The organism is Companilactobacillus mishanensis, assembly GCF_003946505.1.
GTDB lineage: Bacteria > Bacillota > Bacilli > Lactobacillales > Lactobacillaceae > Companilactobacillus > Companilactobacillus mishanensis.
This window is the reverse complement of the sequence record NZ_RHON01000002.1, coordinates 50,295-75,181: the sequence shown is the minus strand read 5'-3', so window position 1 is coordinate 75,181 and position 24,887 is coordinate 50,295. Positions and strand designations below refer to the sequence as shown.

Genomic DNA, 24,887 nt, shown 5'->3' with positions numbered 1-24,887 from the left:
AAAATCGGTTTCTTCAGCTGGAACGTGGTTGGACGATTTTGAACCTGTCACAGTTCGCCAGTTTCAAAACTCGCCCTTTGCCTAAGCCGAGCAAACCTTTCGGCTAACGCAAATTTAACCACTTAGCCGAAACCGATTTTCTTCCTCCATCTGGTTCAGTTCAAAATCAAAATCTAGTTCCGCTTACAACTTTTCGTCGACGGGGTGGACATATAGAGGATATAGTCTGTATTCGTTCAGTTCTCTAAAGTAAACAAAAACGAGTGGCTGAAAACTTTCGTTTTCTATCCACTCGTTTTTTATTTTTACTCTAAGCCCACTCGTTTGAAGATGTCATCTACGTGTTTTAGATGCCAATGATAATCGAAGGCGTCATTTAGCTGTTCTTCGGTTAGATTGTCGGTCACTCTTTGATCTGCTTCTAGTAATGTTCTGAAGTCTTTTCCTTCATCCCATACTTTTGCTGTCAATGGTTGGACGATATCGTAGGCTGCTTCTCGGCTTAATCCTGATTCTACTAGTTTTAGTAATACTCTTTGTGAGTAAATTAGGCCGTGTGTTATGTTCATGTTTTCCTTCATTTTGTCTGGGAAAACTGTTAGATCTTTTGTTATTTTTGTAAATCTTGTCAATATGTAATCTAATAATTCGGTTGTGTCTGGAATGATTATTCTTTCGGCTGAACTATGTGAGATGTCTCGTTCATGCCATAGTGGAACATCTTCCAAGGCTGTGAATGCGTGTCCTCGGATAACTCTTGCTAATCCGGTTACGTTTTCTGAACCGATTGGATTTCTCTTATGTGGCATTGCTGATGAACCTTTTTGTCCGGCTGCAAAATATTCTTCTGCTTCTCGGACTTCGGTTCTTTGCATATGTCTTACTTCTAGAGCAAATCTCTCTACTGAAGTTGCTATTAAAGCCATTGTTTGAATATATTCTGCATGTAGATCTCTTGGTAGTACTTGTGTTGAAACTTCTTGAGGTCTGATGCCTAATTTATTACATACAAATGCTTCTACTTCAGGTGGTACGTTGGCAAAACTTCCGACTGCACCACTGATTTTACCTGCTTCTACACCTTTTGCAGCGTGGTCGAAGCGTTCGATATCACGTTTGATTTCTGAATACCAATTGGCCAAAACTAATCCGAATGTTGTTGGCTCAGCATGAACCCCGTGTGTACGGCCGATCATAACTGTATCTTTGTATTCTAGAGCTTTATTTTTAACAACTTCTAAGAAAGTTTCCAAGTCTTGACGAATAATATCGTTAGCTTGTTTCATTAAGTAACCGTAGGCTGTATCAACAACATCTGTTGATGTTAAACCAAAATGGACCCATTTCTTTTCTTCGCCTAGTGAACGGGAAACGTCACGTGTAAAGGCAACAACATCATGCTTTGTTTCTTTTTCAAGTTCAGCAATTTCTGCAACGTCAAATTTTGCATTAGCCGCAATTTTCTTAACGTCATCAGTTGGAATTTCACCAAGTTCACTCCAAGCCTCAACTGAAGCAATTTCAACTTCTAGCCATGCTTGAAACTTATTTTGGTCTGTCCAAATAGGAGCCATTTTCTTAGTCACATATCTGTCAATCATATACTTACTCTACTCTCCAAATTTTAGTTGATAGAATATCTTGCTTGAGACTTTCGACATCATCGGATACTAATGAAATATAGCCGACATCTCTTGCAGATTCGTTCTTCGCTTTGAAACCAGTGTAGTAGTTAAATTTCCATTGTGCTTTTTCTTGTAACAAGTCCAAACTTTGTGGCAGTATACCTTCGACAATTTTCAGAATAGCAGTATTCACTAACGGATAAATTTCCGGAATTGGCCAATCACAGATAGCTCTTATATGAAGTTCGAATTGTGAAACTCCGGTAGCTTCCTGATAGACGTTTGCCGAATAATTTATTCCAGGGAAAATGCTTTTGACGTACAGGACATCAGTTTGGGACAAGATAAATCCTATACCAAAAATTCCCACATAGTCAACATTTTGAGCAACCTGCAGAGCAACTCTTTGCATTTCCGCTTCAATAGCTGGATCGTTCTTCTTGAAAATATATGAACTCATCAAATGAGTTCCATCATAAACTTCATGGATCATTGGGAAAGTATGGATCTTACCGTCTTTACTTTTGCTGACCATGATCGAAAATTCAGCTTTAGTATCGATCCAAGCCTCCAAAATATAAGTTCCACTTGCTAACAAACTTTGGACCTTCTCAACATCATCCTCATTATATAAAACATGACGTTTCAATAAATCCTGATTCTTTTGAATCGGTTTGATCATGCAAGGAAAACCAATTTCTTCAACAGCCTTCTTAATATCTTTGACCGTAACAATTGAGAAAAATGGTGGAACATTGATATTCAAATCGTTTAAAAAAGTACGCTCAATATAGCGATCTTGAGAAATCGCTAATAAATCAGAACCTTGCGCAACATTGTATTTTTTCGAGAGATCCTCTAGCAAATGACTATCAAAATTGTCATCCATATACAAAAGAAGGTCACTACGTTGGCCTAATTCATTTAAGTTTTCTGAATTTTGAAGTTCGCCGACTAAGAAATTATCTGCAGCCTGAGTCGCAATATCGTCAGGTTGATCTGTCAGGAGCATAGTCCTAAAACCCATTCTCTTGGCTTCTAATTCGCAAAGATAAGTCTCACTTCCACCGCCTATTATTCCCAGTGTTTTACCGGGCGCAATAAAAGTCATAGTTCCACCTTCCTAAACCGTCTAGTCATTTTCAGGTTCAAAAACGACTTGGCCGTTATCAAACGCCTTAATACGTGCTAATGAATAAATTGGAATACCTGCTTTGTCGATCAATTGTCTTCCCTTTTGGAATGACTTTTCAATGACAATACCGATACCAGCCAATGAAGCGCCTGCATCTTTGATAATATCATTTAAACCGTTAACAGCTTGACCATTAGCCAAAAAGTCATCAATAATTAATACTTTGTCATCAGCAGATAAATATTTTTTAGCAATACTGATGTGGTTAGCAGTCTTCTTAGTAAAAGAATAAACCTCAGATGTGTATAAATCATCTTTTAAGGTAATTGATTTATGTTTTCTGGCAAATACGACCGGAACCTCAAATTTCAAGCCAGTCATTACCGCTGGAGCAATACCAGAAGATTCAACTGTTAAGACCTTTGTAATACCACTATCTTTGAAATGTTGATAAAATTCATTACCCATTTTATCCATCAAAACAGGATCAATTTGATGATTTAGAAAACTATCAACTTTAAGAACATCCTTACCTAATACTCGACCATCTTTGTTTATTCTTTCCTCTAATTCCTTCACGATACGTCTCCCATTTATTTTTAATATAAATTCTATCATAGATTAGGATTCTACTTGATTCCCTCATCATATTTCTTCAAATCATATTTTTGAATAAGCCTAATTATTTTCGTAGTATAACCCGGATCAGTAGCATAACCATCAGTCTGCAACGCCACAGCCGCCTCAATGTAATCCTGAGAGCCAATAACCTGCTGATACTGTGAAGAATTCCAGCTAGTACCATTTACCAATAACTTCGCATGATCCTTCATAGACTCACGAAAATCCGAGTACGAACGAAAGCGACCATTAATAGTCTGCCACTGTCCGTTAGTATATTCCTTAGTCTCAAGAACCACCGTGTTGTTAGGATCAGTGCCCTTGATACCAAAGTAATTGTTGTATTTACTTGCCAGAGTACTATTGCCCCAATCACTTTCCAGAATAGCCTGACCAATAGTGATACTAGGCAGCACACCATATTCATGACCCAAAGCAACAGCCTCAGGAGCAACCTTTTTAATAAACTCGTTTTTCTCTTCTTTAACCTGTTCCGTAGCATCCTCTTGCTTCTGTTTCTGATACTGCTGGAAACTAAATAGACCAACAAGAAGCACAGCGACAACAGCAATAATAATATAAATCGGTTGATTTTGATTCTTTCTTCGTCGTCTGTGGCGAGTAGAAGTTTTTCTTTTTTGTGGCAATTTATCATCCTTTAGATTGTTTATGTTCTATTATAACTTATTTATGAAGTGTTTTGATTGTTTTTATGTGAGAGGGTTTACTGCCGTCCTTCGGTAATGTTCGGCGGGGGATGGGAACGCTGTGAGACGATTTCGAACCATTTCAAAAACCGAAATGTTTTGAAACTCGCCTTCATTCTAATCTCGCCCGATGGCGAGCTAAGAATGACTCCACGGCTGCACCCCCGGCGAACATTACCTACGGACTGAATCTCTCAAGGATACGATAAATTATAATAGAACCGGGTTTGGTTTATCCGAGCTTTCCTGTTTTGTTAGTGATACGTGAATTGTAGGTTTTTCTACAAAACTCAAGAACAGCCACCATTCAGTATTTGGTTCCGAAGTATCGGAAAGAGCAAGTGCGTATAAGCGAAGCGATATACGCGTATTTGGAACAAATACAAAATATCTAGAGGAGTGCACCCATGCCGCATCCTTGGTCCCCACCACCACCGATTAAAAGTGCTTCGACTACCTGCCAACCCAGTATGGTGGTCGAAGGGCAAGGGGGAATACGCCGTGAGATTCTTCTTATACCGGCAAAAGCCGGGATTAGAAGAAGGTGAGTCCGTGATACCGCCCTTTTGATCACGGATCGCCCATGGCGTAACCCACCCCCTTGCCCGAAGACCACCATACGGCATCCATCCACCACAAACAAAAAAAAGAAGCATAAGCAAAATATGCTTACACCTCTTGAAGGACTTTTAATCCCTTTTTAATTTTGAATTTGATTAGTTTTTAACAACGTTTGAAGCTTGTGGTCCACGATCACTATCTTCGATGTCAAATGTTACAGCTTGACCTTCTTCAAGTGTCTTGTAACCGTCACCTTGGATGGCTGAGAAGTGAACGAATACGTCACTACCATCTTCGCGTGTAATAAAACCATAGCCTTTTTCGGCGTTAAACCATTTAACTGTTCCTTGTTCCATCAGACTATTCCTCCTGATAACTAATATTTGTGCATCATCTCGTGGTACGTTATGGAAATAGTCTTCAAAAACCATTTGACCCATTCACCATTCAAAAATACAACTATTATACTAACATTCTTACAAAATTATTACAATCCAAAAACAAGATATAAGTGCATTTTCATCTTATTTTTTAGACTGATTTTATTACTATATTTCTATTTGTTTTTCGTAAGGAATTGAATTTTGAGCACCTTTTGTTTGTACGGTGATCGATGAAGATTTGTTAGCATATGTCATTGCTTCTTCGATATTAGACATATCATGATCTAATTTGGCCATCAATGCACCAACGAATGTATCGCCAGCGGCTGTTGTGTCAATTGCATTTACTTTAAATGCGTTTACGAATCCTGTCTTACCGGAGTCAAATGAATAGAATGATCCCTTTGAACCTACAGTGATCAAGACTGTATGGATTCCCATATCATGCATTGCTTTTGCGGCTTCCTTCATTGAAGCGTCATCATCAACGTGAACGCCTGTAATGATTTCTGCTTCAGTTTCGTTAGGAGCAATGATGTCAGTTAAGCTTAATAACTCGTCTGGAATTTCTCTACGATTTGGAGCTGGAGCTGGATTAAGGAATGTTAAAACATCGTTTTCTTTAGCAATCTTGAATGCCTCAGTAATTGCTGGAATTGGAACTTCAAATTGAGCAATGATGCAATCTGCATCTTTGATTACGTCTTTAGCAGCATCAACATCAGCTGGTGTTACATCGGCGTTTGCTCCACCGTAAACTAAAATACTGTTTTGGCCACCATCTTGAAGCAAGATATAGGCTTTACCAGTACCTTCAGTTTCAGAAAATGTAACGTGTTCAACGTTTAAGCCATCTTCTTTGAAAGTCTTCATCATAAAATCAGCAGCGTGATCCTTACCAATTTTTGAAATAAAGGCAGTGTCGGCACCGGCACGTACAGCAGCAAGTGCTTGATTAGCCCCTTTTCCACCACCGGCAGTTGAACGATCTTCCATGTGCATCGTTTCCCCTGGTTGTGGTAGATGTGAAATATTTAAAATAGTATCAACGTTAATTGATCCTAATACGACAATCTTGTTCATAAATATATATCCTTCCGATTCAACTAAACAGTCAAATTATTAAAATACAACTCCGCTTTCAAGCAAGATATTTGAGTAAGGTGTTTCTTCACCTGTACGGATAAATGCTTTTGTTTCGTTGAGATCTTGTTTCATGTCTTCATGTGGAATGAATTCGATTGGTGTATCACCAATTAATTCTTTGACTGCAGCTAATTGTTTAGGATTTTGTAATTTCATTTCTTCTGCAAGATAAACTTTTTGAACTTGTAATTCGCTCAATACGTTCTCTAAAACTTGCATGAATGTTGGGATTCCAGCTTCAACAGCTAGATCAATTTTTTCTGTAAAATCAGGAACTGGCATACCAGCATCACCGATACCAATTGTATCGAAATGTCCCATTTGAGAAATAACACGCGAAATATCTGAATTAATAACTCTTGTTTTTTTCATAATGTCCACCTTTTTGAAATCGTTTGCAGGATATATTCTAACATCAAAAAACTAATTAGTAAATATCAATTCATAAATTGGTGCGGTCCAATATTTAGAATTATTTTTACATATCTTCATTCGCTTCTAATACGTCGAAAGTGTACGCATCACTATAAAAATTCATACGATATGCACGGTATGCATAGGCCTTGGATGCCGAATTCGCAACGGTAACGTCGAATACTTCTTTGCCCTCTTTGTTAACTTCGATAATGTTGCTCTCTTTACCTTCATTCTTATATCCAAAGTCGATCAAAGTATTGTCGTTTGAGAGTCTTTGAGCGTAACCAATGATATAAGTGAAGTTTTTCTTACCAAGCTTTTTGCCATATGACCAAGTTTCGTCGATAGTCATCTTCTTTGGATCGACGTGATATTGGACAGCTTGAGAATACTTACCCGAAGTCTTCTTATCACCATTCGTCACGTTTTCGTTATTGTTATACAGCAAAATACTTTCACTGTCAGGATTACCATCAACATCTTGAAGTAATGTCAGCGCATGTTGTCCACCAATAATTGATGTTCCCTTTGTCGGAGTTAAAATCTTATCCTGATACTTTTTAGGCCAACTGGATTTCTTCTTGCCGCTAAATATCCACTTTATCTCACTAGTTTTATAATCAATTTTCATGATCATATCTTGGTCACGACCAGAAATCAAAATACTGTCATCATTAGTATCGTACTCGATCGAGTTTTGATGGAACCAATCATTTTTGCCATCAGAACCCTTCTTGAAGGTACTGTACATTTTGGTAGGCATCAATTTCTTTAAATCTATAACTTTAACAACTTTCCCAGTTTCAGACGATATCTCCGCCATGACATCTTCTTTGTACTCAGAACCATCACTGACAGTCGCCAATAAGTTACCGTTCGGCAACTCAAGAATATCATGATGGATCAAAGTTGTTTCCTCATTTTTTGAATTATTAGCACTATCGGACGACTTAGTTTTATCACTAAAACTATATTCTTTGTAAATACGTCCTAAGTAATCAGTTTCTATCAAATCGTTGTAGACCGATGCATTCACATTCTTCTTAGTCAAAATCAAAATATGACCACTACTCAATTCTTCGACAGTATGTTGTGAATAATTAGTTGAGTACCAACGAACTTTACCATCAGCATCAATAGCAAATGGTTCTTTAGTCGTTCGGTCAATTAAAGTCAGACCGTTGTCGCCAATATCCATTTTAGATTTATCATTTTTATCAATTTTAATTTTGGCTTCTCTAACATATTTCGGGAGCTTACCAGTTTTGACAGTAATTTCTTTAGATGCAGTCGTACCATCTTTATATTCAATATCCAGCGTTACTTTGTTGGTTTTGTCAGAATAAAGGCCAACGACAGGAACTTGATGTGTCATTGAATAATCACTGTTGACCGCATTACTGATACTTGTGTCTTTAGATTCACCCTGAACAGTGTATGAAATCTTAGCTTCCTGCATTGTATCGAAAATTACCAAGGCACTCAGCGGTGACGTTCCATAAGGATTTACTTTGATATACGGATCATCCAGTGAGTGATTCCCTTCCGCAACAATCTCCTGATACTCAGCATTAGTATCTTTTTGAGAATTTTCGCGAGTAAAAATCAATTTCGAGCCTATATTTTTCTTGATTTGTGCGGTAGTTAGTAATTTCGTACTGCTAGTACTTTCACTACTTTTGGAATTCGAACATGCCGTCAGGGCAACAAATAAAGTCCCAATTAGCACGATTAAAAGTGGTAGCTTTTTCCTCATGTTTAATTCTCCATCCTCTTCAAGTTTTCCCCAATTCGTAAATTCTACTAAAAATTCCCCATTTTTTAAAATAAAAACAATTATATTTACGATGAAACCAAAGACATCTTGGGTTATCTTTAATAATACGCTTTCTTGATTTTATCAACAATATAACATGAGTATGATTTTGGTTTTTCCTGCAGAGGACAGAGATTACGACTGCTGTGGGACCGTCCTCGGCCAAAATTCGGTCCGAGGACTCGGTTTTCAGCCTGACAAAGATCTGTCAGTCTTCGAACACGTCCACTCTGTAAGCTGATTCTCAGCTTACAGAGTTATCACAGCGGCCTCCATCTCTGCCCTCCTCCGGTTTCATATCAACCGCAAGTATGGCATCTTCTTTCGCTTTGGTAGTTGACGCACGAAGTTTTAACTAGAAAACTGCAATGTACACAAACATCCAAACCAGCCGGCCTAAACCTGAGATATAGTTCATAACTGCAGCAAGGATTGCAGATCACCACTTATCCTGCATTATTGTATACAGTACTAGGAAGATTCCAGGGACGGAACCAGCTGTGAAAATTTACCAAGCTGGCAAAGCCAGCACGGTAAATGGGCGACTTCGAAGACACGGGAACCATGCGTGGCTTCGAAGCGAGACGGAAGCCCGCCCTTCGGCTGGAGACGTCCCCACAGCAGGAGTAGTCCCTGGAATCTTCCGGAAATCATCGAAACAACAAAAAAGCAGCTAACCAATAAAGTTAGCTGCAATACTTGATGCGGGTAAGAAGATTCGAACTTCCACGGAGAAAACTCTCCACAAGATCCTTAGTCTTGCGCGTCTGCCAGTTCCGCCATACCCGCAAACAAGATATATTTTACACAAAGAAAAATTAATAATCAAGCTGATATTCTAATATCTTTGATAAATTTCAATTTTCCGTGGCATTTTCCACAAACATAACGTCTAATATTTAACTTTCTGACACGTCGATAAATCGTGCCACACTTGCTACATTCATAAACATGTAATGTATGATGTCGATTGGCCTGTCGCACGTCTGGCGCGAATCTCAGCCCACCTACTTGATTCAATAGCACTTTAAAATCACGATCCTTATGCTGTGATGGGAGACCAGCATTATACAAATGATAGTGACACAGTTCATGTTTAATGATACCTATTAAAACTTTTTCACCATATGCTTCATACATCTTCGGATTAATGTCAATGTGTCGATCATTAAGATGAAATCTACCACCTGTTGTCTTCAACCGTGAATTAAAGTTGGCGTGATGAATAAAAGGCTTCCCAAATTCTTCTTGGGAAACCTTTTTTACTAATTCGGTTAATTCACTATCTGTCATTTTATCCGGCAAGCGAAGTTAACTTTTGCATCAGCTTAGAGAATTTATCCATGTTTTCATCTTGGATCTTCTCTGCGTCGTCAAACTTTTGGCGTTCGATTTTTTGATCTTCGCCAATACTTTCACTCATCATGACACAGCCTTCAACATATTTGCTAAATGCCGAGACTAATGACAAATGAGTTCCCATCAAACGAGCTGGTGCTTTACCCTTCTTCAATTTTGCTTCGAGATCTTTATAATCAGCTGTTCCCTTTTCAAAATCATGTTTGTAACGTTTGTACATGATTGGGTCAACTTTATCAACTTGATCACGGTCCAAAGCTTTACGCAATATTTCAAATTCTGGATTCAATAAATCTTGATTTTCTTGGATCTTTTCAACAGTTTTGTTGATCAATTGTCCATATTGAACGGCTCTCTTTTGTGCTGGATTCATTAAATTACCTCTTTATTTTTCTTCTTTTAAAGTTTTTTCAGTGTAAATATCACGCTCAATAGTGAATCTTGGACGGTTCTTAACTTCACTAAAGATTTTTCCGACATATTCACCGATAACACTAATACAAATCAATTGTACACCGCCAAGGGCCCAGATTGAAATCATCATTGATGACCATCCTGTTACTACATTTCCGTGTATTTTTTGAACAATTGTATATATCAGTAAAGCAATACTGATCAGAACGATGAAAAATCCTAATCCCATGATCATTTTGATTGGCACGATTGAGAATGATGTGATTCCATCCATAGCGAACTTCAACATTTTACGAAGTGGATACTTCGATGTACCGGCAAATCTTTCTTTTCTAGCATAGTAAACTTTGGCTGATTTGAATCCAACCATTGGAACGATACCACGTAGAAACAAGTTGGTTTCCTTATAGCTTAGTAGAACTTCGCTTGCACGTTTACTCATCAATCGAAAATCAGCTGAGTCTGGAACTAACTTTACACCGAGCCACCCCATGAACTTGTAAAATCCTTCAGCGGTACTACGTTTGAAGGCACTATCAGTGTCACGGTTATTTCTTACTCCGTAAACTACTTCATTTCCTTCAATGAACTTGTCGACCATCTTAGGAATCGCATTAACATCATCTTGTAAGTCAGCATCGATTGTCACGATAGCGTCTGAACTCTTGGTTGCACTCGTAACTCCTGCCAACAAAGCACCTTGATGTCCAAAATTACGACTCAATTTAACACCACTGACAAAATTGTTTTCTTGAGAAAACTCGTCGATCATCGACCAAGTCTTATCTTTACTACCATCATCGACAAAAATAATTTTACTGTCATTAGTGATCTTGTCATCATTGACCAAGCCGCTTAATATCCGCGTTAACTCTTTTGTCGTTTCTGGAAGAACTTCTTCTTCGTTATAACAAGGAACTACTATGCCTAATTTAAACGCTTCTGCCATGTCTGCCACTCCATTTTGTTGATATCCAGTTGATTATTGTATACAAACCAGTTCCCGCCAGAACGGCCAATACTGGTATAAATTCAATCCTGTATCTACCTTGAACTTCAATTAATAATTGTACTATTACGAAGGCCATAAGTGGTAATAACAATAGGAAAATTCCCTTATTGTAATCAATTTTTAAGATTCTCAACGAACCTATCCATGAGAAAATTATTATCAATATCGAGCCAACATACCCAGCATATCTGACTATATCAACAGTCTTCGCAGAATGGTTGACTTCAACTCCAGTAAAGTCGATGCCGGTCGAACGCTCTGCCCATAGCAATGAAAGCTTATGCCAGAATAAATTGACCCAACCATGATTCTCATTGATAGTCTTAATATTTTGGTGAATGACCTTGTGCTCTTTTTTACTCATCTTGTCACGACTCTCACGCAAGTCGAACTTATTGACCATATTTTGGTCGTAAACACCTTTTGAAGTGTAGTCGAGTCCTGTAACAAATTTCCACTCAGAATCACGATTACTCAAGCCGTATTGGTTAAGTCCAGAAGACTTGATCAACAATCCGGCACCACCGAAAACTACAAAGTAGATTGCTAATACGATCAACACTTTCCAAATCGCATTCCAGTTGAATTTATTATTGTTCAACCACATATAGAAAATAGCAAACACTACAATTCCGGCTATGATAACTGGTCCGATCGGTCTGACGATACAGCCAACTGCCAAAGCCAATCCAGCCAATGCGTATGACCAATACTTATCTTTCAAAATTAAATAAAATGTCGTTAAAAATAGAAGTGATCCAATGTACTGATTGTCCGCTTGAGTATTCAAGGCAAACCAGTCCAAGTTGATCATCAATAGTAGAACTGAAAGTCTGGCCATTTTGATATTATCGAATATTTTGATAACCAATTTATATGTCAAAAGTAAAATCAACACTTGATAGACTACGTTCAAATATTGAATTGCTGCAACGTGATAACCAAAAATTTTGACTACCGTCATAACGTAGACCAAAAAGCCTGTTTGATAGGCCCATTTGGCAAAATAATCATTATCAAAGGCGTATATCTTGCCACCTTTTAAAGCATCTGGTGCCCGATTCCAAAAATTTCCAAAATCACTTAATTGCGTATTTGGTACGAAATTTATCCAAAGTATTGCTACAACAGCAAATATTGCCAGTAACGCTAACAGAATGATTAAGTTCATCGTTTTGTTGTCATCCTTCAATTTATAAAGGATGAATCCTGCAATTAAAACAAATACTAAACCAAGACAAAGAACCAGCACATAACGTCCTGGTTCAAATGGCATATAATTTCTGGCTAGGTTGATCAACATCTGAATGAAGACGACAGATGTAAAAAGTGCGACACACACCAAAATAATATAGCTGATTATTTTTTGAAATTTATTAATCATTTTCCCCTTTGATCCCCCGTGTTTATTAAACCGATTGACTAGCGTTTTTGTGTTCTTTCACATAATCTCCCAATTTTTCGATAGCACCATTGATGCTATCCATACTTGCTGCATAGCTTAATCTCAAATGACCTGCTCCACCTTCACCGAAGAAACTTCCTGGTAAGATTGCCAGTCCCTCAGTGTTTAGCAAGTCTTTGGCCATTGCGACATCGTCTTGATTCAATCCTTCTGGTATTTTGGCAAACAAGTAGAATGCTCCGTCAGGAATTGGACAATAGAAGTCTAATTTCTCAAGTCCAGATAGAAGGATATCCCTACGTTTACGATATTCATCAAGCATTGGTTTCGTATCATCGAAGCCATTTTTGTATGCTTCTGTGGCAGCAGCCTGTGAAATTGTAGAAACTGCGGTCGTTGCCAGCTCATGGATCTTATTGATTTCTGCGATTATTGCTTTTGGTCCACAGGCAATACCGATTCTCCAACCAGTCATTGAATGTGACTTTGATAATCCATTCAACAAAATCGTTTGATCCGGTAACAACTTAGCTAACGAATAATGTTTGAACTTATATGTTAGTTCGCTATATATTTCATCACTTATTACGAATATATCATATTTTCTTAGCACGTCGGCAAGTTTTTCCAATTCTGGACGTGTATAACTAACTCCAGTTGGATTAGTTGGATAGTTGAACAAGAACGCTTTTATCTTAGGATGTGTACTCAAAATTTCGTTCAATTGCTCTGGCGTTACTTTAAATTCTGACTTAGAAGTGTCCAAATACACTGGTGTGGCTCGGTCAAATCCTGAGTCAGGTCCATATATAGTATAGCAGGGTGCTGGAATCAATATTTCATCACCGGCACTCAATACAGCATTCAATGTCGAAAAGACACCTTCTGTAACTCCTAATGTTGTGATCATTTCTGTAGTAGGGTCATAGTTCAAGTCGTACTTGTCGTGTAAATATTTCGCAGCAGCACGCAATAACTCGTGGTCACCTTCTGGGACAGTATATCTAGTGTCATTCTCTTCGATTGCTTTGATAGCAGCCAACTTGATATGGTCAGGTGTCGGAAAGTTTGGCTCACCAACTGTCATATTGATCACACCCGGATTAGACTTGGCCAACGCATTAAACTTAAATATTTCTTGTTGTTTAATAGCAACGACCTCAGGGTTCATTAATTCAATTGGATTTTTCATCGGTAACACCTCTTTCTATTTAGAAGTATTCTACCATCAGATAAAATCATAAAAAAAAGAACATTCGAAAAAATGAATGTTCAAAATCGAATATTTTATATTTTTTTATCAATTATTTATCAAAAACTGTATATGGTGATCTTCTCTTGTGTTCTGTTCGTTTGAACCAGCCTTCGATAGTTTCAGCTGCCTCGTCAGAAACATCTTTACCTTCAAGATAATCATCAATATCTGTATACGTTACCCCTAGAGCTTTTTCATCCGGCAAACTTGGACGGTCTTCCTCTAGGTCGGCAGTTGGTGTCTTCTCATATAAATTGACAGGTGCATTCAATTCTTTGAGTAACATCTTACCTTGGCGCTTATCTAGTCTGAACAATGGTGTCACATCGGCCGCACCATCACCAAATTTGGTATAAAATCCAGTGATATTTTCAGCAGCATGATCAGTTCCAACAACGACACCAGAGTTATCCCCAGCAATAGCATATTGGGCGATCATTCTAGTACGAGCTTTGATATTACCCTTGTTAAAGTCAGAAATCTCAATTCCATTTGCCTCAACAGCATTGACCATCTCGTCAACACTCTTCTTAATATTTACGCGAACGACTTGATCAGCTTCCATCCATTCAATTGCTTGCATGGCATCTGATTCGTCGGCTTGTTCACCGTAAGGCAATCTGACTGCTACAAATTTGTATTCTGCATCGCCAGTTTCTTCACGTAACTCAGTCATAGCAATTTCCGATAACTTACCAGCAAGAGTCGAATCTTGTCCTCCAGAAATTCCTAATACTAATGTTTTCAAGCTTTTGTTCTTCAGTAAATAACTCTTCAAAAAATCGACTGAGCGTCTGATCTCTTCTTGAGCACTTATCTCAGGTTTGGTCTGTTCAAATTCAATAATTTTCTTTTGTAAAGGTCTCATTTAATCACCTATTTTAATATTGTTTACGTCGTTTCTAACTTTTTCAATATATTTCATACGGTGGCTGTATAACTTAGAAGACAAGTCTACTGGGTAAACTTGTGGGTTTAGTAGTCGCTTATATTCATCCCATAGTGAATCCAAATTAGCTGCACAGTAGTCGTGGATCTCTTTGACTGTTGGCAAATCATAAACTAACTTTCCATCAACATAAATATCTTGAAGTAGTGGTTTTGCATCAAAATCTTCAACCGTCTTGTTGATGTAAGTATATTGTGGATGAAACATGAAGAGTGAACTGTGTTGACGAGGATCTTCGTTAAATAGTGAAACATAATCCCCTTCAGACTTATCATTTTTTTGTTTGTTGGTGATTCTCCAAACTTGTTTCTTACCTGGTGTGGAAATTTTACTTGCGTTACTTGAAAGTTTCAAAGTATCGAGCATATTACCTTTTTCATCTTGAATGCTGACCAATTTGTATACGGCACCTAGAGCTGGTTGGTCAAAGGCTGTAATGTTCTTTGTACCAATTCCCCAAACGTCAATTTTGGCATCTTGCATCTTCAAGTTAAGGATAGTTTTTTCATCTAAATCATTTGAAGCATAAATTTTGGCATCAGTGAAACCAGCTTCGTCGAGTTGTTCACGGACACGTTTTGAAATATAAGCCATATCACCTGAATCGATACGGACACCTTGGAAGTTGATCTTGTCACCAAATTCTTTGGCAACCTTGATGGCACTAGGCACACCACTCTTCAAAGTATCGTATGTATCAACTAAGAAGACACAATTCTTATGTGTTTCAGCATATGCTTTGAAAGCTTGATACTCATCTTGATAAGCCTGAACTAGTGCGTGGGCATGTGTTCCAGAAATTGGAATACCAAACATTTTTCCAGCTAAAACGTTACTTGTGGCATCAAATCCACCAATGTATGAAGCACGACTACCCCAAATGGCAGCATCAACTTCTTGAGCACGTCTTGAACCAAATTCAAGAACAGGGTTATCACCACAAACAGTCTTGATACGAGCTGCTTTCGTGGCAATCAAAGTTTGGAAATTAATGATATTTAAAATAGCAGTTTCGACTAACTGACATTGAGCCAGAGGTCCTTCTACTTGAAGGATGGGTTCTTCATTGAAGACAAGGTCACCTTCACGAGCTGAACGAATAGTGCAGCTGAAAGTAAGATCCTTTAACCAACGCAAGAAATCTTCATCGAATTCGCCATATTCACGAAGGTATTCGATATCAGAATCTGAAAAAGTCAAAGTATTCAAGTATTCAGTTACGTGTTCCAATCCAGCAAAAATCGCGTAGCCATTGTCGAACGGAAGAGTTCTAAAATAGCATTCAAAAACTGCACGCCGATTGTGTATCCCCTTCTTCCAATAGGTATACATCATATTTAATTCATAATAATCAGTGTGTAACGTAAGATCACGATCCAAATTTTGAGTCATCATTTCTCCCTTTAATATTTGATGATATTAGTTAATATTTTACCATTACTTCGATTTCAAGGCATTTTTGTATCCAACGTTGACAGCGTCTGCCAACTTTTCTATCGAGTATTTACTCTTTGCCTCTTGATACAGTTCCATACCTTTTTGATCCAAATCATCATTTAGCCAATCTTGATAAGCAGAATTCAATGCTTCAACTAATTCTGAAACATTTTCAGATTCAACTAACCAGCCAGTCTTCGAGCTGATTATCTTGTCAGTCGCACCAACGTTTGTAGCAATAACTGGACGACCATGTAAAGCAGATTCCAAATAAACAGTTGGTAAACTTTCAGATTTCGAAGTTAACACAGAGACGTCACACTCGTCATAGTAATCACCGGTGTTCTCATGGAAGCCAACAAATGAAACTTTTTTGGAAATATTTAATTTGTTAGCTTGCTGTTTCAATTGCGCCATTAATGGACCATCACCGACGAATACCATTTTAAAATCAAAATCTAGCTTCCCTAAGGCTTTTAACATTAGTTCATGGTTCTTTACCTCTACAAGACGTGCAACCATCAGGAGGCTAAAAATTTTGTGTTTACGAGGTTCAGGAATTCGCTGCTTGAAATCTATTGCATTAAATACTTCAATCGTTTTGCGTTCTGGAATCTTCAATGAGTCAAAATAACTGACTAAGTCAGGATTCATGTAGAAAATATAATCTACTTTTTTCAAAGCGTGAAGATTCATCTGCAACATTACTTTTCCCTTTAAACCAGAAAAATCGATTCTTGGATCAGAATGGACTGTGGTCACCCAAACGGCATTGATACGTTTGCGAATCAACGACAGGATAAAGTTGGCTCTTGGACCATGTGTATGGACGATATCAATATGATTCGTCTCAATGTATGAAACTATTGGCGTTAAGATCGATAAGTCAAAACGCTTTTTTTGAGGCATGACTATAACATTTAATCCGTTATCCCGAGCCATTTTAGCTACGGGACCATCTTCAAAAGTCATCAATCTGGAGTCAGTATCGGTAGTTTCTTGGCCCTTCATCAAATTGACGATGTAGGTTCTAGCTCCTCCGTTTTCATTACCAGCATTAATATGTAAGACCCTCATACGGCACCTCTCAAAGTTTTCTATCTCGTGTATAATATACCTTAAAGGAGATATCTATGCACAAAAATAGAATAAATATTTTAGGAACTGAGTTCGATAATTTCACCGAAGATCAGTTCCATAAGTATCTAAACGAAGATTTAGATAATCACTCAAATAAATTTATTGTGACTCCAAATCCAGAGATAGTTCTATCTGCACGGAAAAATACTCGTTTTTCCAATATTGTTAATAATGCTGACTACGTCATTCCTGACGGAATTGGAATTATTAAGGGTGCCAACAACTTGGGAACCCCTATGCATGGACGTATCACGGGTTTCGACACATTAATGTATCTTGTTAAAACCGCAAATGATAAAAAATTAAAAGTGTACCTACTTGGTGCAAAGCCTGAAGTTATTAAAGCTAGTGCTGACCGCATCAAACGTGAATTCACTGGAATTGATTTGGTCGGATATCACGATGGGTATTTCGACGACGATAAGAAAATCGCTGAAGATATCGCGGCTAAAAAGCCCAATATCGTTCTCGTTGCCTTGGGTTCACCGAAGCAAGAATACTTTATCAACCAATTCCGAGACTTGAATCCAGCTATTTGGATCGGTGTCGGCGGAAGTTTTGATGTTTTTTCAGGGACTAAGAAGCGTGCTCCGAAGATCGTTCAGAAACTTAGTCTTGAGTGGCTATATCGGTTATTGAAAGAGCCAACTCGTATTGGTCGGATGGCAGCAATTCCGCGTTATATGACTTTGATTCGAAAAGAAAAGAAGAACCGTTAGGCTGCCGATTCCGGGATGAAATCGATTTTTTGGGCCGTGACGTTGTGGCCATCACTTTGAACTAATTGCAAAAACACAATCATTTCAAAGCTGAGGCTTTCCCTAAGTGTACTTCGTACACTAATGGAAATTTCACAACTTGGCCAAAAATCGATTTCATCCCTGCATCTAGATAGTGTTTCTTCCTGCACTCGTTGGTGAGGGGTACTGTTTTTATGCAGCATACGTTTAGACACTTCTCTTCAAAATATATTTTTGATATTAAAAAAGCAGGTTTGAAAACTTTTGTTTTCTTACCTGCTTATTTTTTTACCCTACGTCTATTTCTTCTGGGTCTTTTTTATTTTTATGGAATAATACTGCGTTATACATTGCGAATGCTAATGATGTTACGAAGTAAATACTTACTGATGGGGCTTCTATTACGTGACCAGTTAATAATGCCATTCCGAAGCCTAGTAGCACGCTGGCTACTAACATTGCCCATTTGTAGGACCACATTGAGCCGAAGTGTTTGAAAAAGGTTATTAATAAGAAAATGAAACTTATTATTAGTGGCAACATGTAGATAATTCCGCCTAAGTAGCCGAATTGGAAAATTATATCTACGTAATCCATTTCTACTAGCTTAGCCTTTTTAACTTTCTTGAAGCTTGTTGCGTATCCCATTCCAAATACTTTTTGTGCTGGTGTTGCTTTGTGGAAATTATGTTGTGCATTTTCGAAGTAGATTGTACGTCCACTGAATAAGTATGAAACGTACTTATTTGTTTTGACGTATTTTTCTTGATCTTTGTTTAGACCTTTTTTAGTCTTGGCACGATGTTTTTTATCTTGGATCATTTCTTCATGAAGTTGACTTGTTTTGGCTACGGCCATGGTTGGATATGCCACGCCAATTCCTACTAAAGTCAAAATCATTAACAAAATCATACCGTTTAGTCGTTTGATGCTTCCATTACGTTGAACTCGTTGAATGATTGCTGCAATTAAGCCCATCAATGTACCAAAGATGATGGCAATGAATGCCCCTTTTGTACCGATCAATAGTGCTGAATAGATTGCTAGTACTACGGTCAACCAGTAATACCACCTCTTCCAACCTTGAAGTTTATCGACTGCAAACCAAATCAAAATTGGGAATGAGATTGAGACAATGGCACTTAACTCGTTAGCTGCGAAGAACCAGCCACTTTCACCCAACTTATAATACGAATATGAGCTGAATGATGTGTTAGTAAAGTGTGCAACGATCATCACGATACTGATGATATTAACTGCGTAGAAAACAACTTTCGGGAAGTACTTGTTGAGTAATCCGTCCCGATGTAATTCTTCAAAAGCATAATAGTACGAGAATAGCATGATTGGGTAATACAAGCTTTTTGCCAAAGCTGTAAATTCTAATCCTGGAACAAATAATATCTTTTGTTTGTAGTTAATATACATACTTATGGCTGACATCAAAGCCAGCAGGACAAAATATCCTATTACGGTGAAACCTTTTTTTGTGTTTCGGTTCATCATCAAATACAGAAGAATAAATACTGCAGAAATGGCCATTACTAATAAACGAATGAATACCCCAAAAGTAACACTCATGTGTGCCTTTTCCATTGTTCCTGTAATTGCATCCAAAACCGGTTGAAACACAATATACAGCATCAGAAAAATGCTGTATTTTTTAATAAAACTTTGCATATAATACTCCCAGCTAAATATTTGGAAAATAATAGTTAATAATATAGTAACCTAATTAGAACTCGAAAAAAATAACAATAACTATCTTTCTAAGTAAAATTCAAATCTGTCTCCCACATACTGTGAACGGACATATTCGAATGGTAACCCGTCATCCAACATGGTTACCTGACGCAACCTCAATATAGCGGAGCCACGCTTAACATTCAACAAATTAGCAATCTTTTCAGATGCTAACATGGCTGAGACAGTCTGCTCGGCCCTACCGAGTTTGAGACCAGCCTTTTCTTCCAGCGCATTGTAGAGTGATGAAGTGATATCTTGACGATCAAGATTTTTAACAATATCAATTGGAATTGTTGCCACTTCAAAACAGATGGGCTGATTATCCGCAAAACGAATACGCTCCATTCTAAGCACTTGGGCACCATCTTGCAAATGCAATTTCTCCATTTCACTCAAAGAAGGATCAGCCAAGTGATAAGAAACTGTTCTGCTTGAGGGCTTTTTACCTTGTCCCTCAGTGATTTCAGTAAAACTAGTTGTTCCAGACATTTTTTCTTGGACTTTACTACTTGCTACATAAGTCCCCGAACCCACTTGTCGTTGTAATATTCCTTCGTCAACAAGTGTTTGAATTGCTTGTCGAAGTGTCATTCGGCTCACACTAAAATCATCCGCCAGTTTACGTTCTGAAGGGATTCTCTCCCCTACAGTCCACTTACCGTCTTCAATTTCTTTTTTGATTCGATTATGTATTTGAATGTAAACTGGTACTTTCATCTTATTTCTCCCTCTCAGATTTAAGAGATGAACTCCAATTAATTATACAGTAAATATCCTTATTAGAAAAAAAAAGAACCGATATACATCGATTCTTTTTTATAAGTATTGGGTTAGCTGGATTCGAACCAGCGCATGACAGGATCAAAACCTGTTGCCTTACCGCTTGGCTATAACCCAATAAATGGAGGGGAGTGGATTCGAACCACCGAACCCGAAGGAGCGGATTTACAGTCCGCCGCGTTTAGCCAGACTTCGCTACCCCTCCAAAATCATCATCTTTCGACTTAAAATATATTACCGAAACTTGCGGGAAATTTCAAGTCTATTTATGATGAAAATTTTAAATTGGCTAAACTTTTGTTAAAAATTATATTTAATTGTTAGTTAACACCTTTCATCAAAGGCTTGATCTTAGGTACGAATAAAGCAAGAATGATACCAATTATAAGAACTACTATGGCAGTTATTCCGAAAAATGCCATTTCATTACTTGGAACTCCTGGTTTAAATAGTTTAACAAGTTGAGCGTTTATTGACTGTCCAGCTGAATCAGCCAAGAACCACATACTCATCATTTGAGAAGAGAAGGCCTTTGGGGCCAATTTAGTTGTTGCTGAAAGTCCAACTGGTGAAATTAACATTTCACCGACCTCAATTAATGCCCATTGTCCAACTAACCACCATGGACTGATCTTATCGCCAACTGAAATACTCATCAATGGAAGTACTAGTAAGAAATATGATGCAGCTGTAAAGACCAAACCTAACCAAAACTTACTTGGTGATGAAGGTTGTCTCTTACCTAGCTTAATCCACAACCAAGCGAAGAATGGTGTATAAATGATGATGAAGAATGGATTCAACATCTGGAAGGTACCAGCTTGTAGATTCCAACCACCAATATGTAATTGAGTTTGCTCAGCTACCAACAAAGCCATGATAACTGAACCTTGTTCCTCAATTGCCCAGAAAACAACGGCAGCAATGAACAACGGAATATAAGCTAAAACTCTTGATCTTTCAATCTTTGTAACCTTTTTACTTCTAAGCATTACTACAAAGTATATAATAGGCAAAATTATACCCAATGCACTAATTATATTAATGGCATTATCAACTGTTAGAGTATGTGTAAAGAACATAACAGCAACGATTACTGCCACAGCAATCAAACCATAAACTAAACGAGAAATGGCTTTTGAACGTTCATCAATGTTAATTGGATCTGGAGCATGTAATCCACTTTCAGGAAGATACTTTCTTCCGTCAAGCCAATAAACAACTAAACCAATAAACATACCAATTGCAGCAAACGAGAATCCAACGTGGAAATTCCATTGATTTGCTGCCCATGGGACCAAAATAGGAGCTATCAAAGATCCCAAATTAATACCCATGACATAAATACTAAATCCAGAATCACGTCTTGGATCCTTCTCAGTGTACAAACTACCAACCATATCAGATACATTTGGTTTCAACAAACCGGTACCAATCGTGATTAATATGATGGATCCAAATAATCCACCCTCAGCAATTGGTAGAGATAAAACGATGTGTCCGAACATGATAAGAACTCCACCCCAGAATACAGTTCTTCTAGGTCCCAGAATTCTATCACTGATCCAACCACCAACAACACCTGTCATATAAACCATGGCACCATAGATGGCCATGATTGAGGCGGCGGTAGTTTGGTCCATGCCCAATCCACCTTTTTCTATAGCATAATACATATAGAAAAGTAAGATGGCACGCATGCCGTAGTAACTGAATCTTTCCCAAAATTCAGTTAGAAATAACGTTCTTAAACCTGCAGGTTGCCCTAAGAAACCTCGGTCTTTTTTCGCATCCATTTAAAATTCTCCTAACTTATCACAACGATGAATTAATATTAAACTGTATCATTCTTTCTGTCAAAGAATTTTTAATAATATCGTTAAAAATCCATATATAACAAGGAATAAAAATAAGAGCCCTTTAATAAGGACTCTTAATATTAATTATTTTGTATGCTTAAATGCCATCGTTGCTGAAACGGCTTCTTTCCAGCCTGAATACAGATTATCACGGACTTCTTTATCCATTTTTGGAGTAAAGGCATTACCTGTCTGATAATTTGTCTTGATATCGTCGATATCTTTCCAATAACCAGAACCTAATCCGGCTAAGAAGGCTGTACCTAATGATGTTGTTTCAAGTTCTTTTGAACGTTCCAATGGAATATCCAAAATATCTGCTTGGAATTGCATCAAATAATCGTTGGCGGAAGCTCCACCATCGACTTTTAGAACATCAATCGGAATATCTGAGTCTGAACTCATTGTTTCGATAACATCTTTTGTTTGATAGGCAATTGATTGAAGTGTGGCCTTAATGAAGTCATCTTGTGTAGTTCCTCGAGTCAACCCGAAAACAGTACCACGGGCCTCGTCATCCCAATATGGAGCACCTAATCCTGAGAAGGCTGGAACAACATAAACTTCATCATGATCAGTTGATTTATTTGCGGCGGCTTCTGAGTCAGGGGTTTCCTTGACCATACGCATGCCATCACGTAACCATTGCAAAGCTGCTCCGGCAACGAAAATACTACCTTCTAGAGCGTAATTGATTTTACCATCTAGTCCATAGGCAATTGTCGTCAACAAATTATTATCTGAAAGTGCAGGTTCTTCACCAGTATTCATAACCGCGAAGGCACCTGTACCATAAGTATTTTTAACTTCACCTTTGTTGAAAGCCATTTGGCCAAACAATGAGGCTTGTTGAGAACCAGTCATCCCTGTGATCTTAACTTTTGATCCATAGAAGTGATAGTTCTTAGTTGTACCAAAGTCTCCAGCGTTTGAAGTAACTTCTGGCAACATCTTTCTTGGGATATTCAATTCTTTAAGTAAATCGTCATCCCAATCAAGTGTGTTGATATTGAAAATCATGGTACGACTAGCATTAGCATAGTCAGTCATGAAACTTTCGCCACCTGTTAGCTTCCAAAGTAACCAAGTATTGATAGTTCCGAATAACAGATCACCATTTTCAGCACGTTCTTGTGATCCCGGAACGTGATCCAAAATCCAACGAATCTTTGTAGCTGAGAAATATGGACTGATAATCAATCCTGTTTTCTTATGGATATCCTCTTTAAGACCTTTTTGAATCAATTCGTTAGCTAATTCGGCAGTTTGACGTGATTGCCAAACGATTGCGTTGTAAATTGGTAGTCCAGTTTTCTTATCCCAGATAACTGACGTTTCACGCTGATTATCGATACCGATAGCTTCGATTTGTTCTGGTTTAACACCAGATTCAATAAACGCTGTGGCAATCGTTGATTGAACGGCGTTCCAAATTTCGTTGGCATCATGCTCGACCCAGCCTGGGTTTGGTAATATTTGTCGGATCGGATGACGTGCAGTAACAATCTTTCTACCACTGTGATCAAAGATGATAGCTCTTGCAGAAGTAGTACCCTCATCGATTGCTAGAATATATTTCTTCTCCATTATTTAACACTCCTGAAATAAAAAGAAAGGCGTTCCCGCCCTTCAATTTTAAAAAATTACGTAGTTTATGGAATCAAAGTGTAAAGCCATGCGCCCAAAGCTCCACCGATCATAGGTCCTGCAATAGGAACCCAGCTATAAGCCCAGTCTGATTTTCCTTTATTTGGAACTGGCATAAGTTGATGTGCCAATCTTGGTCCCAAATCTCTGGCAGGGTTGATAGCGTAACCTGTAGTACCACCAAGTGAGAATCCGATTGATGTGATAAGAATACCAACAGCGATAGGATTCAATCCTTCTGTGAAGTTACCTCTTGTAAATGCAAGAAGAGCAAACATAAGAACAGTAGTACCGATAAATTCTGACAAGAAGTTCATCTTGTAATTACGAATTGCAGGTTCTGTTGAGAATACACTCAAAATTGCGAATTGGTCTTTTGTTTCTTTAAAGTGATCGTAGTAATGTGCAAATACTATAATACCACCAAGTAATCCACCAAGGATCTGAGCGATACTATAAGGAATTACGTAAGCCCATGGAAACTTACCTGCAACAGCCATACCTAGTGATACGGCAGGGTTCAAGTGAGCTGGACTTAAGAAAGCGGAACAGTATACAGCTAAGGTGATGGCAAGACCCCAGCCAAGGGCTATAGCAACCCAGCCGGCACCTTCACCTTTTGATTTTTTCAAACTAACTGTGGCAACGACACCGTCACCAAGGATTATAAGAATACAAGTACCGATGAATTCCCCTAGTAATTGTAGAGTTAAACTGTCATGCATAATTTAAT

Annotated in this window: 22 protein-coding genes and 3 tRNA genes; 1 reads left to right on the top strand and 24 read right to left on the bottom strand. The window is 38.0% G+C overall.

Annotated features, from left to right (window positions below):
• Positions 1 to 305: 305 nt before the first annotated feature.
• The 17 genes from purB to EKM63_RS02930 all read right to left on the bottom strand — a co-directional run bounded on the left by purB (position 306) and on the right by EKM63_RS02930 (position 17,319).
• On the bottom strand, positions 306 to 1,601 hold the full coding sequence (purB, locus tag EKM63_RS03010) for an adenylosuccinate lyase (protein ID WP_125703588.1): 1,296 nt from the start codon (positions 1,599 to 1,601) through the stop codon (positions 306 to 308).
• 4 nt (positions 1,602 to 1,605) lie between these two features.
• Complete coding sequence (locus EKM63_RS03005) at positions 1,606 to 2,736, bottom strand: ATP-grasp domain-containing protein (protein ID WP_125703586.1); 1,131 nt, start codon at positions 2,734 to 2,736, stop codon at positions 1,606 to 1,608.
• Positions 2,737 to 2,757: 21 nt separating this feature from the next.
• The gene (locus EKM63_RS03000) at positions 2,758 to 3,339 is read right to left on the bottom strand and encodes a xanthine phosphoribosyltransferase (protein WP_125703584.1); all 582 of its coding nucleotides are present in this window, start codon (positions 3,337 to 3,339) and stop codon (positions 2,758 to 2,760) included.
• 50 nt (positions 3,340 to 3,389) lie between these two features.
• On the bottom strand, positions 3,390 to 4,028 hold the full coding sequence (locus EKM63_RS02995; protein ID WP_125703582.1) for a glycoside hydrolase family 73 protein: 639 nt from the start codon (positions 4,026 to 4,028) through the stop codon (positions 3,390 to 3,392).
• Positions 4,029 to 4,804: 776 nt separating this feature from the next.
• Positions 4,805 to 5,005, bottom strand: coding sequence for a cold-shock protein (locus EKM63_RS02990; protein ID WP_048705854.1), 201 nt, complete (start codon positions 5,003 to 5,005; stop codon positions 4,805 to 4,807).
• A gap of 192 nt (positions 5,006 to 5,197) precedes the next feature.
• Positions 5,198 to 6,115 (bottom strand): ribokinase, encoded by a 918-nt coding sequence (gene rbsK / locus EKM63_RS02985; protein WP_125703581.1) that lies wholly within the window; start codon positions 6,113 to 6,115, stop codon positions 5,198 to 5,200.
• 39 nt (positions 6,116 to 6,154) lie between these two features.
• Complete coding sequence (gene rbsD / locus EKM63_RS02980; RefSeq protein ID WP_125703579.1) at positions 6,155 to 6,550, bottom strand: D-ribose pyranase; 396 nt, start codon at positions 6,548 to 6,550, stop codon at positions 6,155 to 6,157.
• A gap of 106 nt (positions 6,551 to 6,656) precedes the next feature.
• On the bottom strand, positions 6,657 to 8,351 hold the full coding sequence (locus tag EKM63_RS02975) for an aryl-sulfate sulfotransferase (RefSeq protein ID WP_164504895.1): 1,695 nt from the start codon (positions 8,349 to 8,351) through the stop codon (positions 6,657 to 6,659).
• Between the two features lie 763 nt (positions 8,352 to 9,114).
• Positions 9,115 to 9,200, bottom strand: a tRNA-Leu gene (locus tag EKM63_RS02970).
• Between the two features lie 36 nt (positions 9,201 to 9,236).
• Positions 9,237 to 9,704 carry a SprT family protein gene (locus tag EKM63_RS02965; protein ID WP_125703577.1) on the bottom strand — a complete coding sequence of 156 codons (468 nt, stop codon included), beginning with the start codon at positions 9,702 to 9,704 and terminating at the stop codon, positions 9,237 to 9,239.
• Position 9,705: 1 nt separating this feature from the next.
• Positions 9,706 to 10,143 carry a hypothetical protein gene (locus EKM63_RS02960; protein WP_125703575.1) on the bottom strand — a complete coding sequence of 146 codons (438 nt, stop codon included), beginning with the start codon at positions 10,141 to 10,143 and terminating at the stop codon, positions 9,706 to 9,708.
• A gap of 12 nt (positions 10,144 to 10,155) precedes the next feature.
• Complete coding sequence (locus tag EKM63_RS02955) at positions 10,156 to 11,133, bottom strand: glycosyltransferase family 2 protein (protein WP_125703573.1); 978 nt, start codon at positions 11,131 to 11,133, stop codon at positions 10,156 to 10,158.
• On the bottom strand, positions 11,117 to 12,580 hold the full coding sequence (locus tag EKM63_RS02950; protein ID WP_125703571.1) for a hypothetical protein: 1,464 nt from the start codon (positions 12,578 to 12,580) through the stop codon (positions 11,117 to 11,119). Before EKM63_RS02950 ends, EKM63_RS02955 begins: the two co-directional genes overlap by 17 nt.
• Before the next feature lie 25 nt (positions 12,581 to 12,605).
• Positions 12,606 to 13,793, bottom strand: a complete 1,188-nt coding sequence (locus EKM63_RS02945; protein ID WP_125703569.1) for an aminotransferase class I/II-fold pyridoxal phosphate-dependent enzyme — start codon at positions 13,791 to 13,793, stop codon at positions 12,606 to 12,608.
• Between the two features lie 112 nt (positions 13,794 to 13,905).
• Positions 13,906 to 14,724: an ammonia-dependent NAD(+) synthetase gene (gene nadE / locus EKM63_RS02940; protein ID WP_125703567.1), complete on the bottom strand. Its 819-nt coding sequence runs from the start codon at positions 14,722 to 14,724 to the stop codon at positions 13,906 to 13,908.
• Positions 14,725 to 16,197, bottom strand: a complete 1,473-nt coding sequence (locus EKM63_RS02935) for a nicotinate phosphoribosyltransferase (RefSeq protein ID WP_125704134.1) — start codon at positions 16,195 to 16,197, stop codon at positions 14,725 to 14,727. It lies immediately after the preceding gene.
• Between the two features lie 45 nt (positions 16,198 to 16,242).
• Positions 16,243 to 17,319 carry a glycosyltransferase gene (locus EKM63_RS02930; protein ID WP_125703565.1) on the bottom strand — a complete coding sequence of 359 codons (1,077 nt, stop codon included), beginning with the start codon at positions 17,317 to 17,319 and terminating at the stop codon, positions 16,243 to 16,245.
• Between the two features lie 56 nt (positions 17,320 to 17,375).
• Here EKM63_RS02930 and EKM63_RS02925 point away from each other — a divergent pair, with 56 nt between their 5' ends.
• Entirely contained in the window at positions 17,376 to 18,101 is a 726-nt protein-coding gene (locus EKM63_RS02925; RefSeq protein ID WP_125703563.1) for a WecB/TagA/CpsF family glycosyltransferase, read from the top strand.
• Between the two features lie 309 nt (positions 18,102 to 18,410).
• Here EKM63_RS02925 and EKM63_RS02920 read toward each other — a convergent pair whose 3' ends face one another.
• The 7 genes from EKM63_RS02920 to EKM63_RS02890 all read right to left on the bottom strand — a co-directional run bounded on the left by EKM63_RS02920 (position 18,411) and on the right by EKM63_RS02890 (position 24,879).
• Positions 18,411 to 19,802 (bottom strand): O-antigen ligase family protein, encoded by a 1,392-nt coding sequence (locus EKM63_RS02920; RefSeq protein WP_125703561.1) that lies wholly within the window; start codon positions 19,800 to 19,802, stop codon positions 18,411 to 18,413.
• An 81-nt stretch (positions 19,803 to 19,883) separates the two neighbouring features.
• Positions 19,884 to 20,585, bottom strand: coding sequence for a GntR family transcriptional regulator (locus EKM63_RS02915; RefSeq protein WP_125703559.1), 702 nt, complete (start codon positions 20,583 to 20,585; stop codon positions 19,884 to 19,886).
• 108 nt (positions 20,586 to 20,693) lie between these two features.
• A tRNA-Gln gene (locus tag EKM63_RS02910) sits at positions 20,694 to 20,765 on the bottom strand.
• A gap of 5 nt (positions 20,766 to 20,770) precedes the next feature.
• Positions 20,771 to 20,853: transfer RNA gene (locus EKM63_RS02905), tRNA-Tyr, on the bottom strand.
• 115 nt (positions 20,854 to 20,968) lie between these two features.
• Complete coding sequence (locus EKM63_RS02900) at positions 20,969 to 22,444, bottom strand: peptide MFS transporter (RefSeq protein ID WP_125703557.1); 1,476 nt, start codon at positions 22,442 to 22,444, stop codon at positions 20,969 to 20,971.
• A gap of 147 nt (positions 22,445 to 22,591) precedes the next feature.
• A complete protein-coding gene (glpK, locus tag EKM63_RS02895; protein ID WP_125703556.1) occupies positions 22,592 to 24,094 on the bottom strand; it encodes a glycerol kinase GlpK in 1,503 nt (500 codons plus the stop codon).
• A 65-nt stretch (positions 24,095 to 24,159) separates the two neighbouring features.
• Positions 24,160 to 24,879, bottom strand: coding sequence for an MIP/aquaporin family protein (locus EKM63_RS02890; protein ID WP_125703554.1), 720 nt, complete (start codon positions 24,877 to 24,879; stop codon positions 24,160 to 24,162).
• Positions 24,880 to 24,887 lie beyond the last annotated feature (8 nt).